This is a genomic window from Gordonia sp. HS-NH1, from assembly GCF_001418765.1.
GTDB lineage: Bacteria > Actinomycetota > Actinomycetes > Mycobacteriales > Mycobacteriaceae > Gordonia.
Genome location: NZ_LIYC01000109.1, coordinates 1 through 1,014, shown reverse-complemented (window position 1 = coordinate 1,014; position 1,014 = coordinate 1). Strand labels below are relative to the sequence as shown.

At 61.9% G+C, this 1,014-nt stretch carries 1 pseudogene and 1 other annotated feature; the pseudogene reads right to left on the bottom strand.

What is annotated here, in order from left to right:
• Positions 1-962 (bottom strand): annotated as a pseudogene (locus tag AMD30_RS24270) (IS3 family transposase); the annotation flags it as partial.
• Positions 547-678, bottom strand: a sequence feature (AL1L pseudoknot). Its footprint overlaps the pseudogene before it by 132 nt.
• Positions 963-1,014: the final 52 nt, after the last annotated feature.

Below are 1,014 nucleotides of genomic sequence, written 5' to 3'. Positions count from 1 at the left end.
TGTGTACTGACTTCCGGCATCGCTGTGATGAATCAAACCTGTTGCAGTGAACGAGAAGTCGGTTCTACGTCGGGTGAACAAGGCCTGTTCGAGAACGCTGGTCACCAACGGTGTCGACTTGCTCGTCATCACCCGCCACCCGAGGATTCGACGCGAGTACACATCGACGAGAAACGCGGTGTAAACGAACCCTGCCAGGGTCCAGCAGTAGGTGAAATCAGCCACCCACCACTGATCTGGCCTGGCCGGCAATGACCACTTGCGCTCCACCAGATCAGGATGCCGCGGCGCGCGATCATCGCGCTGGGTCGTGATCGTGCGATGTTTTCCGCGGGTGACTCCGGCGATCCCGCAGATCCCCATCAGTCGGCCCACCTGATCACGGCCCATCTCACGGCCCTCGCGGCGCATCGTGTGCCAGATTTTGCGGACGCCGTACACGCCACGATTGCGATGAAACGCCTGGTAGACCGCGTGAGCGTCGTACGCCTCGGCCAATCGTGTCACCGAGACCGGACCCGCTTGCGTGCGGGCGTAGTAGGTGGACGGGGCGATCTGCACGCCGTGCTCAGTGAGCACTCGGCAGATCGGGGCGACCCCGAACCGACCCTTGTGAGCGTCGATGTAATCAACGATCACCGCAGTCGGCGGTCGACCTCCGCCGCGGCGAAAAACGCCGACGCTGTCTTCAAAATCTCATTGGCCCTTCGCAATTCAGCGTTCTCCTTGCGAAGCGCCGCCAACTCGGCGTCCTGCTCGCCCACCGTCATCGTTCCCCGCGCAGTCACGATCGGCCGGTCCTTCTCGATCCAGTTCCGCAACGTCGCCTGGTTGATATCGAGCAATGCGCCCACGTGTTTCCGGGCGGCGAGCTTTCCGCCGCCATGCTCGGCGAGGTGGTCGTGATACATCCTCACAGCCCGCTCACGCGTCTCTGGATCAAACTTCCTCAGTGCACCCATACCGGCATTCTCCTGGTGAGATCACGGTCTCCACCAGACCCAGGACGGTTCA